The sequence below is a fragment of the Sphingobacterium pedocola genome (genome assembly GCF_015209965.1).
Taxonomy (GTDB): Bacteria; Bacteroidota; Bacteroidia; order Sphingobacteriales; family Sphingobacteriaceae; genus Sphingobacterium; species Sphingobacterium pedocola.
Genome location: NZ_MU158689.1, coordinates 916,710 through 933,044 on the forward strand (window position 1 = coordinate 916,710; position 16,335 = coordinate 933,044).

Consider the following 16,335-nt stretch of genomic DNA (forward strand, 5'->3'; position numbering starts at 1 on the left):
CACTTAATAGGCAAATACATTGAAAATTAAACTACTCTACAACGATAATATGATGCAAACAAGAAAACAAAAAGCAATCCGAAAAATAAAGATAGGGGCCTGTCTGTTTGCTTTTGCTTTACTATATTCCTGCCAATCGATGCGTTCTGGCGATGAAAAAGTAGATGGGGAACCTATATTTAGTAATTTCGAGTACGTCGGAAACGACAAGATATATGACGAAAACCCGCTATTAGAAGGACAGTTTTACAGCCCTATTTTACAAGGCTGTTACCCCGATCCGAGCATTACCAGAAAGGGAGACGATTATTACTTAGTCACCTCCTCCTTCGTCATGTTCCCCGGTGTTCCTATTTTTCACTCAAAAGACATGGTTAATTGGCAGCAGATCGGACACGTCTTGGACCGCGAGTCGCAATTGAAAGTGGGAACTGCTGGGATCAGTGCGGGGATATATGCTCCTGATATCATGTATAATCCGTATAACGATACCTTTTATATGATTACGACGCAGATTGCCTCGGGAATAGGTAATATGGTTGTGAAAACCAAAGATCCAAAAGCAGGCCATTGGTCAGATCCGATCAAATTGCAGTTTGACGGAATTGACCCAGCGCTATTTTTTGACGATGATGGTAAAGCCTATGTTGTGCATAATGATGCTCCGGATAAGGGGAAAGAGTTGTATGAAGGGCATCGTGTAATTAAGGTTTGGGAATACGATGTTGAAACAGATCAGGTAATAGCCGGTACAAGCAAGATTATTGTGGATGGTGGGGTCGATATCAAGCAAAAGCCTATATGGATTGAGGCACCGCATGTCTATAAAAGAAATGGGAAATATTATTTGATGTGTGCAGAAGGAGGAACGGGGGGTAATCATAGCGAAGTAGTGTTTTCCAGTGATAGTCCTATGGGGCCTTATATTCCAGCAGCAAATAACCCTATTCTTTCACAGCGTCATCTCCCCAGGGACAGGCAAAATAAAGTGGATTGGGCCGGACATGCAGATTTAGTACAAACACCCGGAGGAGAGTGGTACGGTGTGTTTTTGGCGGTGAGACCTAACGAAGAAGGCCGTGTGAACACCGGACGTGAGACCTTTATCTTACCGGTAGACTGGTCGGGCGAATGGCCTCTGTTTGAAGCAGGGCTAGAACCTTTAAAACCATCTGTTCGCATGCCTAAAGGTGCAAAAAACGAGATGAATACCGGACAGTATTTCCCAAATGCAAATTTTACATTTGCCGACAGGCTTGACGGAGATAGGTTAGATGACCGGTGGATAGGATTAAGAGGGCCACGTGAAAAGTTCGTTCACGAAACCAAAAATGGACTTATTATAAAACCGTTTGCAGTAAGTATTAAAGAGCAAAAGCCAATTTCTGCTCTTTTCCATAGACAACAGCACATTACTTTTTCTGCGTCCGTTGAAATGGATTACACTCCTCGGTCGGAGATGGACTTTGCCGGCCTCACCTGCTTGCAGAGCGAAACGTTCAATTACGTATTTGGTGTTACGAAGTCGGATGGCAACTACTATCTGGTGTTGGAACGTACGGAGAAAGGGCTGTCAAAAATTGTTGCCCGTACTAAATTAGATGAAGCAGGTAAGATTAGGTTAAAGGTAACAGCAGATGGAGATAACTATCAGTTTTCCTACGGCATAAGTAATGGCCCCTACAATAACCTTGGTAGTATGATGTCGGGAGATATTTTGTCAACAGATATAGCCGGAGGTTTTACCGGAGCGATGATTGGACTATATGCTACTTCCGCTAGCGATACCAAGCTGTAGATACAAATATTTAAATATAGACTGAGATGTAATACTTCGGTAGCTTTTTGGAGTACTTTTCTTCCAAAAGCGAGGTGATCGTGATAAATAGAAAGAGTCAAGTTGTTGGAGAAGTCCTTCAGGCATGCGCGCGACCTTAACTTAGAGACGTTGTTGGCTTATGACGCCGATCAGTTACTTGAAAATATGTATTTCAGGTCCTTATGAAAGGATCGCAAAGATTCTAACGCCACAACATATAATTATCACCCTTTTCCACATTTTCGTTATTCTGCTCTTTTACCACGATGACCGCTTCTGAAGGGGTTTTCCCTACAATGTGTTTAGTACCATCCAATGGAATGATATTTAGGCTCCAAGTTCCGGGTCTTGATGTCGCCGGCTGATAATCTGCTGCAATGAGCAAGAAGTTACCATCAGGCGAAAATATGCCCTCTCGTTCCTGTGTTTGGCTATCTGTGACCTGTATTAAATCGGTTCCATCACTATTCATAATGTAAATATGCTTGTCTATGCGAACCGATAGCTTTGAGCCATCTTTACTGCTGTGTACATTTCCCCAATCCGAATAGTTCATTTCTTTTATGGCGACAATTTCGTCATAAGGAGGACTTGTTTTTAAGATATACTTGTTATCAAATGTGAACAAGATACTCTTATCGGCAAGCATCATCGCTTTATCACCCAACGTTAAATTTTTCCCATTTACCTTACGAAAGTTCTTAATAATATTACCCTCTAAATCAAGCAAAACGATCCCATGATTTAAATCTGGTTCGAGTAGTATCTGTGATTTGTGTCCAACAAGCTTTCCAGAGGTTAAACGATCTTCTTGAGCAGAGCGTGGGTAAATTATTTCGTGTTCGATCACACCATTAGAAGGATTAACAAACCTGAATCTAATGTTTTGAAAATCCCCAGCAATCGATGATGTTTCTAGTCGTGTAAGCCCATCCCAACTAACGTCCCAACCGTTCAGAGAATAGTTATTATGTTCAAAATAGATACTTTTTGCACCACTGCGCAAATCAAAAGAATAAATATTCTCGCCTTTGTCATATAAAATTTTACCATTAAGGTTTTGTGTCGAGCTGTTTACTTCTCCATTGTCATCCTTGCTACATGCAGTAAAGCATAAGAAAAAAAACACGAAGATTCCCAAAAATCGAATATTTTCCATAATATTTAAATTTAGTTATAGCCTGCAATTTGAACAAAAGAAATTGCATATCATATCCATGAAAACCAGTATTTTTGAGATTAATTCGATGATTAATGCTTCAATACGTCACGCGCTCATTGGTAAGCTTATTTGTACATCCCGGATGTGTTAAAGGAAGGATGACGTATCCTTTCGGCATTTGCCAAACTTATATTTATCAGTTCGTCAATCTCTCGTTCTCTGTTTCTTCGAGGGAAATCCACTCATACTTCCCGTTTAAGTATGTTAGTTACTCCAGACCATTTTCAGCATCATACCGGTATGCGAGGGAATCTAGTGACCGAATATCTCCGTTTTCATCCCTGGAGTAAAAGATTGTCATTTTTCGCCTGAACAATAAAGGTTGATTATAGAAATGATGCTAATGCACTACCCAAATTTTTCACACGTTTTGCCCATATCCGATATGACATAAATAGCTGTACGAGGAATATGGAGATGATAATAGCCAGCGAAAGATATTTGCTCGAGTTAAAGCTTAATCCGTAAGTGAAAAACAATAGAAACCCAGCTAGGTAAATCTGTCTGGTAATAATGGAAATGATAGCGTAAATTTTAATTTTAGATTGATACATGTTTAACGATTCTCGAATATTTGTTCCCTGCACCGGGTATTTAGCAACGCTATAGCCCACTAGGTTGTGAATAATGGGTATAAGCACAGATAGCACAAGCAGAACGTTGACCCATACTGGTTTTTTGTCACCGTCAAACATGGAGTAATAGCATATTAGAAAAACACTCCATATAATGATTTCTATGGTCAATTGTTTTCTAATACCGCTAAGAGAGGGGTGCATTTTTTCGGATGCCATGGCACGAATTTCCTGAGCGGAAACTCGCGGGGATTCCACTGTGCTCCATGTCGTTTTTATGTCGTTCAGTTCCATGATTAATTGTTTAAGAAGTTTTTAATTTTGATTTTTATTCTGTTCAATTTTACGCCAACATTATTTTCACTTATTCCTGTAATTTCTGCTATTTGCTGATAACTTAGGTCCTCAAGGTATAGGGTGATAATTGCCTTGTCGGCATCATTTAGCCTTTTCAATGCATTGAATAAGCGCTCCTGACGAAAGGCAAGTTCTTCATCGGGCTGTTCGTCTGCCAGATCGGGCAAGACAGGGGAGTACTCAATGGCATGTTTCTTTTTTCGGAAGGAGGCAATTGCGGTATTCAGCGCAATGCGATAGATCCAGGTGCTGATTTTAGACTCATTTTTAAATGTCTCATGGGATTTCCAAAGCTGGAACGTTATTTCCTGAAATAGGTCTTCACGATCCTCGCGGATATCCCGGTACAGGCGACATATTTTATGGATAATTCCCTGATGTTCACTTATAAGGGTTAAAAACACTGCTTCATCCATTACTATCTTTTATTGAAGGTAATAATTTCGCAACTGTCTGTATGTTTGTCTTATTCATGTTATGCGAATTTCCTAATAAGTTGCAGAAATATGGAAAAACTTACAGCGATTTATTAAAATATGTAAAAACTTGCTAAGGATGCACGCCTAAAGTCATTTAAAAATTGGAACATGTGTAAGTTTTTACTGCTGTTATACAACTAATAAGCTAAATCATAAAAACATGAAACAATTTGCTGTTATTATTTTGCTCTCACTCGCTGCCTGTGGCCGCGAATCATCACCAGATGGAAGATCGCAATTACGAGATGAAAACATACAAAACGAAATAGGTATTTTAAAGGATCAGAATGAGGCCCTATCCGATAGTATAAAATTCATTAGTGAAAAATTAAAGCAGTTAAAAGAATCAAGAAATTGAAATTTGGCCAGCAAGAGTATTTCGTTAAATGTCTTTAGTCCTCCTTTTTTTCGAAGAGCGATTTCAAGGTAAAATAGCAGAGAATTAAACTGATACTTAGAAAGATAAGAATACTGTTGAGTATACTGGAATACTCAAACTATTCTGCTAATAAATTTTTTAAAATCTAAATATAATACTTCTGGTTCTTCGAGTGCAGCAAAATGGCCACCTTTGTCCATTGTACTCCAATGGATAACATTATAGTTGTAATCAACAATTGATTTAGGAGTTGGAGCGAATACAGGGTCAGGAAATGCTGCAATCCCAGTGGGTACTTTTATGTATGCTTTTAAAGGTAATTTATTAGATTTCTCTAAATACATCCCACGGTATATCCAAGTTGAAGATACGATAGTATTTGTTACTAGATATAACATTATATTGGTCAAAATTTTAGTTTCATCAAATTTTGACCATAAATCTGGGCTTCCTTCCTTAGCCAAGGATAAGTCGGCCCATTTTCCAAATTTTTCTAAAATCCATGCTGCTGTTCCAACTGGACTGTCGTATAATGCTACGCCCAAAGTCTGTGGTCTAGTTTCTTGTTGATGATTATACCCTTGTTCATCATATAATCTTCTATTCCTGTTTTCCATAAATAATTTATCATTTACGTTTTTTGGCTCATTGTCTTCAGAAATAATTCCTACCATATTAAGGTGTATACCAATGATTTTGTTAGGATATAAATATGCCATCCAAGATGCAATATGAGACCCCCAATCTCCTCCCTGTATTATATATTTTGTTTCCCCAAATAATTCATTCATTAAATTATTAAATAAGCTACTAATTTTTTTTGGTCCAATTATTTCATTTAATGGACTTGAAAATGCAAAACCCGGCAGAGATGGAACTATGACGTCGTGTCCATCTACTGCTAATTTATTCATTAGATTCTCAAATTCAAGATAAGAACCAGGCCAACCATGAAGTAGAAGTATTGGTGGCTTTGAAGCGTTAGTTTTAAAGTGCAAAAAATGAATTGTATAATTTTCACTTACGAATGTATAGTTGGGTAATAAATTTAATTCTTCCTGAACGTCATACCAGTTATAATGAATATTCCAAAAATTAACTAGTTTTAATAAATCATCATAACCGACACCATCTTGCCAACCATCTCTTTTAGGAAAATCTCGCCAGTTATATTTTTTAACCTTAATTTGTATATCATTTATATGTTCTCTATTAATTTCGATTTTAAATGGATTTATGGTAGCGTTTTTCATGGAATATATTATCTTAGTTCTAGAAAAAAAATTAATCAAATAGATGTTGTTATTTGATTTAAATAGGTTTTAGTAATCTTTTAACAATTCATAAATATTATTGTTTACTGTGAATCTTAATTATTAAATTAAATTTCATATTTATAACATTGGATACCAATTTTGACATTACATATCGAGGGGGATGAGTTTTTTGCTGATCTGGTGTTTTACAACCGCATTTTGCAATGCTTTGTGATCACAGAAATCAAAACCCACAAGCTGACGCATCAGCACATTGGTCAGCTGCAGATGTGGTCAATAATTATGATCGTGTAGAGAAGCTTCTCTATGAAAACCCTACCAATGGTATTTTTGCTCTGTGTCAGTAAGAACGATGCTGTCGTGAAATTCACACTGGCAGAGTGCTTCCCATACCATACCATACCATTGCCGCCAACAGTCACAATTGTAACTCTGTTTTCAAATCTCAGTTCTGTTGTGCTCATAAATATATATTGGAAATGTACAAAGATCAAGAGGCCTACCAATCCCATTTGAAAACCGAGCATTTCCTAAAATACAAGACAACCACACTCCACATGGTTAGATCATTAAAACTTGTGGATATGGATGCACTGGATCTGGATACCGCGGTACAAATTTTCAACAAGATGCCAGCTAATAGAAAATATCAGGCTACGCCGCCTGCTCCAAACCATTTGGTGCAGAAGCATTTCAAAAATCGATAAAACAGTCATACGATGGATGGGCAATGGCGGTTTTTTTATAAACAGTTGAGGAACCACGCTGATAGTAGACCCTTTCCATAGATGATGCCTGTGCGAGGTAGGGCATCGTGCAGGCATCACTTTTCAACTTGCGGCAGGAGGGTAAATCACCGCCGTGAAGAAGGGCAGGGCAGTGGGTTTTTATTTATATATCCCCTGGTCTTACAAATTACTGCTAAACAATAAATTAATACCGCTAATTCAAAACGTAAAAAGTATATTTGCCGCAAAATTATGGATTTATGAAAAGAATATTTTTGGGGATGATTATGGCGCTTGCTGTAAATCATGCCTTCGCCCAAACCGAAACAGTAACAGACAACGGGGGGATAAAACCTCGTAAAGGAAGCTTTGCAACCGAGCTGAATTTTAACCCATTTAAAGGCAATCTGAGCCTTAGCAATTCCCTAAACCAGATCAAAGGACGGTACTTCATTAGTGATGCTGTAGCGCTGCGTGCGGGATTGAGTATCAATGTTATTGATTCGACCTTTAGCAGCGGCAATCCCTATGGTGCCGAAGCACAAATTATCAGTGGCACCAACAAACGTACGGGACTTGGCATCAACATTGGAATAGAGCGACATTTTAAGGGTACGAAAAGACTGTCCCCTTATATTGGCTTGGATCTAACATGGTCGAAGCTTTCGGCATCTCAAGAAATGACCACGAATGGAACGACGACGACGACAAAAAACGCCTGGTTGGAAACACAATATAGACAGGTTCAGTACTATAACAATGGTAGCTATTATTATACGGTGCCTTACAACACGTTAACAAACAATGCCTATACACGGTTTGGTGTAGCAGCTATAGCAGGGTTTGATTACTATGTGGCAAAAAATCTTTTCTTGGGATATGAATTTAACCTCGGATACGCACAGACCTCTTACAAGTCGCCAGAGTCGGAAACAACTGGGCAGACCAACAACACGGATAATTTTGTGCACTCGAAGAAAAAGAAAGAATTTGGTACTTCTCTGATCAACGGTATTCGTATTGGCTACGCGTTCTAAAGAAGACATATCATGAAGAACATATTTTGCTGCTGTATAGCTTTTCTCACGCTGTTTTTTTCTGGTTGCGAGAAGGATGGATTGACACATCCTGAATTACAGACCTTATCTGTCACAGCAACCTCGCCAACGACCATTACTGTGGTCGGAAATATTGTCGCGCTCGGAAGCGAAAAGATTCAAGATTATGGATTCGTTTACAGTCATGATTCTTATATCGACGAAAATAAAGGAACCAAAGTGTCGCTGGGTAACAACCCGCAAAAGGGGCAGTTTACGAAAACACTTGAAAACCTTGTCTTAACGGGTAATTATTACGGTAGTATCTATGTGAGATCTTACCTCAAGAATACGAAAGGGACGGCTTTCGGTGCCGTCTTAAATGTTAACCTCCCTAGTTTAACGACAAGTGGTATTAGTCCGGCAACAGGGAAGGTCGGCGATAAAGTTAAAATTACTGGACAATTTTATGATACGGATGCTTCCGCTATTTCTGTACGATTTAATAATGTCGTTGCAAAGATCATTTCGGTCAGTAGTACGGAGATCAGTGCAGAGGTGCCTGCCGGAGTTGATGCTACGCATGGACAATCAGTTAACGTAACCGTAAATATAGGCGGCTTAAATCTTAACAATGGATACAATTATTTTACCATGCAGGCCAATGTTACGGATTTTACGCCAAAAACAGGGCCAGTAGGTACGCCAATTAGATTCATGGGCGATAATATGCCTGCCAACTACTATTACAATTCAGATATCTTGGTCCATATCGGAGGTAGTTCTCTTAATATGTCGTATTCTTCCATGAATGTCGTACCTGTACCGTTTACCGTCGGCATCTCATCAGAGGTTGCCGTAACGATCAACGGGCAACGGAAAGTATTACCCGGGGTATTCACAGTTACTCCGCCAGTAATCACATCGACTACGGAATCTATTTTCCCGGGACAGAATTTGATGATCTACGGTACGAACTTCGTATCTACCGGTGACGTAAGCAATGGCAGGCCTATGGCGAAACTCGGTTCAGGAACTTATCAAGCGGTATCTATCTATAATAGTGGGCAGTATGTATATACGGTGCCCAGCAATATAAGCGAAGGAGAGTATACCTTGTATTTAAAGGTGGGGCCACATGAAGTACAAGCGCCAAAGAAAATCGATATAATTGGATATGTAGCGACGACGTTTTCTCCGTCGAGCGGAGGTCCGAATCGACAGGTAAATATAACAGGACGTTTTATACAGGGCACTTATTATGAGGTGTCTTTCGGATCGGTAAGAACAAGTGCTTTAGCCACATCGGCTACGAACCTACAAACTAACGTCCCGACAGGAGTGAATGAAGGTGCTGTGAAGATAGCTGTTCACGTACCAAATAAGACCATAACCCTCGCTGGTGATTTTCAGGTGATCGGTCCCTCATTTTCTTCGTTTTCTCCAGCGTCTGGTGTTCCGGGTACATTGATTACCATAAAGGGAGCAGGATTTAATCCGCATTATACGATGGTAAGATTTGGTACAGTAGTGGTGGCACCGAATACGCTGACCGACGATACGATTGTCGTGGCGGTACCATCTAATGTGAGCCCTGGAGCCATGAAGCTTACGATTGAGACAAACGGTCAGACTGTTGTACACAACGATAATTTTACGATCTTGCAGTAAATCAGAATAGATATCTAACAAAGGAACCTGAATCAACATCATGATTCAGGTTCGTTTGTTATGGTGAGATTAGTTACAGATTTTCTCTAACTCTTTATCCGCCAGCTTGCTCAAAAGTCGAACAGCTGCGAAACTGATACAATATTCCGAAGGGAAGGTGTAGAATTAGGTAAAGAGCTTCTTCCGATGGTTAAGACCCCATTCCTTAAGTGCATCAATGATAGGGATGATCGATTCGGCATAAGGTTCAGGCCTGTAAAGAATTTTTACCGGATACTCATTAATTATAACACGTCTGATTAGTTTATGCTCTTCGAGATCTTTTAGTTCTTTTGCCAACACCTTCGGTGTGATGCAGGAGATACTATGTTGTATGTCCGTAAAGCGTTCGTTGCCCACCATTATGGATACAAGAATAGGTAATTTCCATTTTCCGTTAAAAACATCCAATGCATCCCTTACTGGTTTTAAGGTATCCAAGCAGGACAAGTAAGATTGTTTAGGGGTCATATATTATTGTTTTCAAATCATGAATGCACTATCCTTTAGGAAAGTGCTATACAAAGGAAAGTAATTTTTCGTACATTTGCAACAGTTTTTTATACAAGACTTCAACTGAATGAGAACAGAAATAAAAGATAAGAAAATAAATTATTCCATTTTAGAATTGGCCAATGTGCCGCAAGAAGGAACAATCAAGCAAACCTTGAATGATTCGCTGGAAGTAGCCCGACAGGCCGAAGCGCTGGGTTACAAACGTTTCTGGCTCGCCGAGCACCACAATGCGGAGTTTATCGGGAGCAGTGCCACATCGGTGCTCATTGGTTACATTGCCGAAAACACGTCAACTATCCGTGTAGGATCCGGCGGGATCATGCTGCCCAACCATTCCCCTTTGATTATAGCCGAGCAGTTTGGCACCTTGGCCCATTTATATCCGGGTCGGATTGACCTGGGGCTCGGAAGGGCGCCCGGTACCGACCAGGAAACGGCCCGTGCCATCCGTTCCGATTTTATGGAGGCTGCTCATTCTTTTCCGGCAGAAATAGGGAAAATTCAGCAGTATTTTTCGCGAGAGAATAAACAGGCTAAAGTGAGGGCTACTGTTGCCGAAGGAAGAGATGTCCCGCTTTATATTCTAGGATCGAGTACGGATGGTGCGCATATTGCCGCGCAACTTGGCTTGTCTTATGCATTTGCCAGTCATTTTGCTTCCACGCATTTGCATAATGCTCTGCGCATCTACGAACAGGAATTTCAGCCCTCAAAATCTTTGGAAAATCCGTATACCATGGCGGGAATCAATGTATATATAGCCGACACCGATGAAGAAGCAGAAAGCTTATTTACCACGCATGTGCGGATGTTTCTGAGTGTCTTAACGGGTACAAAAGAAGGGGTGCATCCACCCGTAGAAATGACAGCTGAGCTTCAAGCGATGATGAATCATCCAACCCTAGCGCAAATGATTAGATATTCTTTTGTGGGAAGTAAGAAAAAAGTAAAAAAAGAAATAGAAGAGTTTCTTGAACTAACCGGTGTGGATGAGCTGATTACTGTCACCATCGCTCACAACCGTGAGGATCGAATCAAATCTATCCGACATTTTGCAGCAATAATGGACGAGATCAACGAAGCGAGGGATTAATATCTTGATTTTACGCAGTTTATGAGTCCGACACATTGAGAGGGAATTTGGAGTTGCCGAATCCGGCATTTAGAAAATTAAAATAAAAGATAAGTTTAACAAATAGACTGCTAGACCTAATTGGGTAGGCACTGGACCGAATCCGGTTAGCTGCTCACCTAGTTAATGTAGCACTCAACCGCTTAGGGTTAGCGCTTCATCGATTCGGTTGTAAGTTCACCTTGTTGGGTTAACACTCGACCGTGTATGGTTCGTGCTAGACTCAGTGCGGATAGCAGTTCAGACAATCTGGTGGGCACTTGATTGGATATAGTTAGCGCTGAACCGAACACGGATAATAGCTTACCGTATACGCTTTGCACTCGACCAGTTATGGTCAATACTTCATCCATTCCGGTTAGCTGTTCACTCGGTTAGCTTAACACTCGGCCGGTTATGTTCGGCACTGACCCCGGTTCGGTTAGTAGCTCCCCCGATCCGATGGACACTTGACCGTGTATGGTTCGTGCTAGACTCAGTGCGGATAGCAGCTCACCCAATCAGGTGGACACTCGACTGGATATGGTTAGTGTTGAACCCCATCCGGGCAGCTGCTAACCCAATTCCGTGTAGTACAAACCGTGTACGGAAAATGCATATAATCAAATATTTATGGAGTAACTTGATCAATCTTGATCAGCCCCGGGTGACTGGTTACTCGTGATTGGTGACTAGGAGTTAGGTGACAGGAGTTAGAGACTAGATCATCCTACTTCCTGAAATCTAACTCCTAACACCTTAATACTTAATACTAAGACATCATGGCAGCTTTGTGTTCTTTATTTTTCGGTTTTCTTTTTGCTTGTTTATGCCCTTTTGTGGGCGTTTGTGATAGTACTGTAAATCAAAAGCACGTCATCGCGAGGAGCATAGCGACGTGGCAATCTGTGCTTTTGCCAGGAATATTGCTTCTTCAATATTATAAAAAAAACGTCTCTACTATTTGCGAATATCTAGCATTATTTCCGCGTAATTTCTTCCGAGTTGCCGATAGCCTGCAGGACTAAAGTGCAATCCATCCGGTATTCCTTCGCAATCGTCGGATGAAACAATATGAGCTGTTGGAATTACTCCTGGTAAAGTCTTAATAACAGCATTCATACTCGCACACTTACCTCCTTGTTCTGCTGATAGTAACTCACCGGCTAATAAAGGTGTTTGGGATGCTTCAAGTTTAAGATCTTGTAGTAGATTTTGATAAACCTTATTAACCTTGTTTGGCCAATCGCGATCTCCCGTATTGCTTTCTCCCTGATGTAGTAAGATCCCTTTAATGACGCCTGTTTGCTGCGCGATTTTGGCCATTTCGACAAGACGTCCGTAAGGATCATTATCGTATGCGGAGAGGATACCCTTCATCCAATTAGGTGCTTTGGCTACATAGCTAATCGTGCTATCTTTATCAAAAAGCTGGATATCGCATCCGCCGACGGATATGTTAATAATACCGATACGGATGCTATCCGGTAGGTTTTCAGCTAGTTTTTTGCCAAAGTAGTCCGCGGGCGTTAAACCGTTGTTGCATCGTGTGATCGGAGGCTGTGCAAGATACCATTCTCCTTTTTTGCGATCGAGTTCTGGGCAGTCTACGGCTTGAAGTGAATAGAAGCGCTCATTGCCCACAGTGTCCTGATCTTCAAATTTGCCATGGCCTTCCATATTAGATTGTCCAAAGCAGAGATAAATGTGGAAGTTCTTGTCTTGGGCATATGATTTTTGAATTGTATATACTGAAATAGAGGTTATAATGGTTAATAAGATCAAGTAATTCTTTATATTCATGATTTTTGTGCCTATTAGTAAAAAAGGAGGGACGATTGCCCTATCGCCCTCCCCAAAAAACTGTTCCAGTGCTTCTAACGGAAACAGTATATCGTTATTTTTGTTTTTCTAGTGCTTCTGCTACAGCTTGATAGGCCGGTTTTCTGACGAAAGTCTCCGACCATATACCGATTGGCTCTCCTCTTCTCCAGAACGAGTATTGATTGTCGGGACTATCTAAAGGGCTCCAAACGGTGATACCATACTGCTGGGCTTTCGGAATGATCTCGAAGTATTTTTCGATCACAAACTTGTACATCTCCGCTTGTTTTTGGTACATTTCGGCGGTTGCATTCGGCGTTTTAATGCCGTCGCCCAAACCGATGTCAAGCTCGGATACTTTGATCAATTTACCGGTGGCAGCCAATAATTCGTACATGTTGATGATGTTATCTTTATTGGTATTGATGTCAATGTGCATTTGTGTACCGATACCATCTACCGTTACGCCTTTACTTTCTACGTAATCAACATAGGCAATTAAACCTTTACATTTGTTGCCTGCACCTTCTAAACCATAGTCATTGATGAAAAGAATATCTTCTGGATTACCGTACTGCCTAGCAAATTGGATCGCTTGGACGGCGTAGTCTTTACCGAGGTAATCTTGCCAATAGAATTCATCTTCTGCCAATTCGGCTTTACCGACGCCGGTCTTCAATGCGTACTGATCTGGCCAGTCAGACATGGGTTCGTTGACCACATCCCAAGCCTTGACATAATCTTTGGTAACCGATAACATCCCTGCAATAAAAGTTTCGAGGGCATCGGTGATAATTGATTTTTTCTCCTCCGGTGTTTTTTCAATTATACTACCACCCGGACCACCATATCCTTCACCTTGTGCAGAGTGTGAACGCGTGGAGTTGTTACCCCATCCACCCCAGGGGCTGATGCCATTCTCAAAATCTCCATTCGTAAGGAGATTAGTATTGCTTCCCGCTTTCGTCAGACTGATATTGTCGATATATGTGATGCCGTCGTATTGGCCATGATTAATAATAAAGCGGTTGCGCAAGGCGGTAGTCGTGAGTTTAAGTTCGTACTCTTTGTAATCTGTCGTTAAAGTTATCGCACCAAAGCCATTGCCTTGATAGTCAGCTGTGCTTTGCAGGTCAAAGCTAATGTTTCCGGTTTTGCTGCCTTTTGCTGCCACTTTCAAGATGTATTCGGTATTATTCTCCATACCTGTGAGATCATGGACTGTTTGGGCTTCCCAGGCGTTGACGACCGTAGGATTTGTCAGTTTTAACGCATAGCCTCCTTCTGATGGACCGTTGGATCCGCCGTTTGGATCTTCTCTACGAATGGTAATATCATCGATCCATATACTACCATCAAACGTTCCGAAATTAACTAGAAATCGTTTTGCATTTGGTCCAGAAATTATCGTTGATAACTTGATTTCTTTCCACTCGTTTGTAATAGCCAGAGCAGGGTAATCGCCTTGGCCGCTATAATTAGCCGGGTTTTGGAAGCCGGCTCCTATAGGACCGGCTTTCGAACCTTTAATTTTAAGTGATAATACATAGGTCGATCCTTCCTCTAATTGGTTCGTAAAATCATAGGCAAGTTGTGCTTCCCAAGAATTAACTGGCGATGGGTTCGTAATCTTAAGTGCATGGCCAATGTTGTCATATCCTTCTCCATTAGCCGATTGTTCATGTGTTGAGCTATTTCCCCATCCGGACCATCCACTTATATCGGTTTCAAAATCGGTGTTGGCAATAACACTGGGATCTAAGGAAGGCCCACCACTTCCAGGTATTACTATGGGCGCAATCAGGCTATTTAAATAGGTCGCATTCTGTCCGGAGTGCCAAGTGAGCGTATGGCCGAAAAGAGCCATGTTATTTTCTTTAGCTGCTGCAACCAATCGCTCTAGCTTGCTCAGGTTAAGTGAACCATCTGCTTGTACGATGGAGGAATGTTTCATCTCGTATCCCATCACCATTTCCTCAAAATTGCGATTTACGAGGCGGTACATCACCCCTTTATTGAGATAATCATCCATATTCAATGCGACACCCCATTTAAAACTGGGATTGGCATCTTTATCCAGGTAAGAGATCAATGGTGCATACGAGTCTATATCTTCCTGTGCGATGACACTTTCTGGCTTTTCCGCGAAGTAGTCTAACATTTCATGCTTGGCGCATGAACTTAATAGGATGCCTGCAAGCAGGCTATATCCAATTCGTTTATTAATTCGGTTCATATTTCTACGTGATTAATTGGTTGAATTAAGGTTTTAGACCCACAGAAAATGTTTCCATTTTAACACCTCTGTCGCGCATAACCAGTGTATCCTTTGTGCTGATACGCATCTGCGCCATATCGATCTGGTATTCCAGGTACATCGCATCGCGATCGGTATTGCCCCAACTATTTTTCTCTCCTCTTTTAATAAACTTGCCATTACCGGATGCCGTGATACCTGTTGTACCTGAGCTAACGCTACAGTTATTGTTGTTATCAAAAGACAGGATGAGATTAAAGTTGATGTTTGTACCATCCACGTCCTTGAATGTAAGCGGAAGTATGGTGTTCTTTAGAGACTGTGTAGACACGCTCTTTACTTCATCTTTTTCAACGAATGCTTCGCGTCTGACCTGCGTTTGGCTAAGGGAAGTGTTTCCGTTTTTTCCAACAATGACATCTTGTCCCCTGCGCAGGTAATTCCCATGCCAGGTGTTGATATATTTGATCGCGTAGAAGGTGTAATCTTTTGGAGCGACATCCCAGTCATCGGCCACCGCCTTGCGCAGTAAACTACCTGCTGCGGGAGTACCGGATAGAATAGAATCTGCACTAGATACTGCCGTTAAACGGATGGGAAGGACATAGGTTCGACTGATTGCCTTGGGGTCTGCAAAAAAAGCATCGGTTAGCTGTACTTCTACACCGCCTGAGGGTTTACCCTTTGAAATAACAATTTTATTGGAAGCGAGAGTATAATAATTACTGGGAAGTGGTAGTATATCAGTACCTCCTGGAGCGTATGTCATGTTGTTCGTCATGGCATTGTCTACAACAAAATCTATCGTGATATCCCCCTTATTGCTGTATACTCCGCCCGTCGTTGCCATAACATTTACCTTGCCCTGATTATCCAGGGATGTGTCGAAGATGTCTTCCCCCATGGTGATCGTACGCACGGGATATTGATAGGCGAAATATACCGTTTGGTATTCGAAATCCGGAAATTCCCAATCCTGATTTTTGCAGGAGGTAAATGCTAAAAGTAGCATCGTGAAAAATATATGTATTTTTTTCATGTTGT

General features: G+C 41.0%; 16 protein-coding genes. 7 read left to right on the forward strand and 9 right to left on the reverse strand.

The genetic code is table 11. The annotated features are described in order from the left end of the window. Positions 1-49: 49 nt before the first annotated feature. A complete protein-coding gene (locus C4F40_RS03865) occupies positions 50-1,798 on the forward strand; it encodes a glycoside hydrolase family 43 protein (protein WP_196938049.1) in 1,749 nt (582 codons plus the stop codon). A 223-nt stretch (positions 1,799-2,021) separates the two neighbouring features. Here the strand turns inward: C4F40_RS03865 and C4F40_RS03870 are convergent, their stop codons facing one another. The 3 genes from C4F40_RS03870 to C4F40_RS03880 all read right to left on the reverse strand — a co-directional run bounded on the left by C4F40_RS03870 (position 2,022) and on the right by C4F40_RS03880 (position 4,389). Next, complete coding sequence (locus C4F40_RS03870; protein WP_196938050.1) at positions 2,022-2,978, reverse strand: TolB family protein; 957 nt, start codon at positions 2,976-2,978, stop codon at positions 2,022-2,024. Positions 2,979-3,367: 389 nt separating this feature from the next. Then, entirely contained in the window at positions 3,368-3,910 is a 543-nt protein-coding gene (locus tag C4F40_RS03875; RefSeq protein ID WP_196938051.1) for a hypothetical protein, read from the reverse strand. A 2-nt stretch (positions 3,911-3,912) separates the two neighbouring features. Then, on the reverse strand, positions 3,913-4,389 hold the full coding sequence (locus tag C4F40_RS03880; protein WP_196938052.1) for an RNA polymerase sigma factor: 477 nt from the start codon (positions 4,387-4,389) through the stop codon (positions 3,913-3,915). Positions 4,390-4,612: 223 nt separating this feature from the next. On the opposite strand from C4F40_RS03880, the gene C4F40_RS03885 reads away from it, so the two are divergent. Further along, complete coding sequence (locus C4F40_RS03885) at positions 4,613-4,810, forward strand: hypothetical protein (RefSeq protein WP_196938053.1); 198 nt, start codon at positions 4,613-4,615, stop codon at positions 4,808-4,810. Between the two features lie 134 nt (positions 4,811-4,944). Here the strand turns inward: C4F40_RS03885 and C4F40_RS03890 are convergent, their stop codons facing one another. Then, a complete protein-coding gene (locus C4F40_RS03890; protein WP_196938054.1) occupies positions 4,945-6,084 on the reverse strand; it encodes an epoxide hydrolase family protein in 1,140 nt (379 codons plus the stop codon). Between the two features lie 162 nt (positions 6,085-6,246). On the opposite strand from C4F40_RS03890, the gene C4F40_RS21535 reads away from it, so the two are divergent. From C4F40_RS21535 to C4F40_RS03910, 4 genes are all read left to right on the forward strand, one after another. Continuing rightward, the gene (locus tag C4F40_RS21535; protein WP_262894805.1) at positions 6,247-6,402 is read left to right on the forward strand and encodes a DUF1016 domain-containing protein; all 156 of its coding nucleotides are present in this window, start codon (positions 6,247-6,249) and stop codon (positions 6,400-6,402) included. Positions 6,403-6,587: 185 nt separating this feature from the next. Next, complete coding sequence (locus C4F40_RS03900) at positions 6,588-6,815, forward strand: hypothetical protein (protein WP_231389907.1); 228 nt, start codon at positions 6,588-6,590, stop codon at positions 6,813-6,815. A 281-nt stretch (positions 6,816-7,096) separates the two neighbouring features. Further along, positions 7,097-7,873 carry a hypothetical protein gene (locus C4F40_RS03905; RefSeq protein WP_196938055.1) on the forward strand — a complete coding sequence of 259 codons (777 nt, stop codon included), beginning with the start codon at positions 7,097-7,099 and terminating at the stop codon, positions 7,871-7,873. A gap of 12 nt (positions 7,874-7,885) precedes the next feature. Then, on the forward strand, positions 7,886-9,544 hold the full coding sequence (locus C4F40_RS03910) for an IPT/TIG domain-containing protein (protein ID WP_196938056.1): 1,659 nt from the start codon (positions 7,886-7,888) through the stop codon (positions 9,542-9,544). A gap of 165 nt (positions 9,545-9,709) precedes the next feature. Here the strand turns inward: C4F40_RS03910 and C4F40_RS03915 are convergent, their stop codons facing one another. Continuing rightward, positions 9,710-10,054, reverse strand: a complete 345-nt coding sequence (locus tag C4F40_RS03915; protein ID WP_196938057.1) for a winged helix-turn-helix transcriptional regulator — start codon at positions 10,052-10,054, stop codon at positions 9,710-9,712. A 109-nt stretch (positions 10,055-10,163) separates the two neighbouring features. Here C4F40_RS03915 and C4F40_RS03920 point away from each other — a divergent pair, with 109 nt between their 5' ends. After that, on the forward strand, positions 10,164-11,192 hold the full coding sequence (locus tag C4F40_RS03920) for an LLM class flavin-dependent oxidoreductase (protein WP_196938058.1): 1,029 nt from the start codon (positions 10,164-10,166) through the stop codon (positions 11,190-11,192). Between the two features lie 188 nt (positions 11,193-11,380). Here the strand turns inward: C4F40_RS03920 and C4F40_RS03925 are convergent, their stop codons facing one another. The 4 genes from C4F40_RS03925 to C4F40_RS03940 form a co-directional block, all read right to left on the reverse strand. Beyond that, the gene (locus C4F40_RS03925; RefSeq protein WP_196938059.1) at positions 11,381-11,584 is read right to left on the reverse strand and encodes a hypothetical protein; all 204 of its coding nucleotides are present in this window, start codon (positions 11,582-11,584) and stop codon (positions 11,381-11,383) included. Between the two features lie 586 nt (positions 11,585-12,170). Beyond that, a complete protein-coding gene (locus C4F40_RS03930) occupies positions 12,171-13,013 on the reverse strand; it encodes a sialate O-acetylesterase (protein ID WP_231389909.1) in 843 nt (280 codons plus the stop codon). A 94-nt stretch (positions 13,014-13,107) separates the two neighbouring features. Beyond that, entirely contained in the window at positions 13,108-15,270 is a 2,163-nt protein-coding gene (locus C4F40_RS03935; protein ID WP_196938060.1) for an endo-1,4-beta-xylanase, read from the reverse strand. Between the two features lie 25 nt (positions 15,271-15,295). Then, a complete protein-coding gene (locus C4F40_RS03940) occupies positions 15,296-16,330 on the reverse strand; it encodes a DUF5627 domain-containing protein (protein WP_196938061.1) in 1,035 nt (344 codons plus the stop codon). Between the last annotated feature and the right edge of the window lie 5 nt (positions 16,331-16,335).